At 35.5% G+C, this 234-nt stretch carries 1 protein-coding gene; it reads right to left on the minus strand.

The window, feature by feature from the left end; genetic code table 11:
• On the minus strand, positions 1-234 hold a 234-nt coding region (locus V6260_RS18710; protein ID WP_341595584.1), incomplete at both ends, for a diguanylate cyclase.

The raw sequence follows: 234 nt of genomic DNA on the forward strand, positions 1-234 counted from the left end.
AAGGCGATCTCGACGAGAATTTTTTGCTTCGTAAAGGGCGTCATCAGCTCTGTCAAAAGCTTGAACTGTAGTATCTCCTTTTTTAAATTGAGTAACTCCTATAGATATTGGTATTTCAATTTGCTTATCTCTGAACTTAAAAGGAATATTTTTACTGACTTTTCTTAGTTTATCAAGAGGTCCTGCAGCATTTTCAATTGAAGTTCCAGGCATTAATAGTACAAACTCTTCGCC

Source organism: Pseudoalteromonas aliena, assembly GCF_038155085.1.
In the GTDB taxonomy this organism is placed as follows: Bacteria; Pseudomonadota; Gammaproteobacteria; order Enterobacterales; family Alteromonadaceae; genus Pseudoalteromonas; species Pseudoalteromonas aliena_A.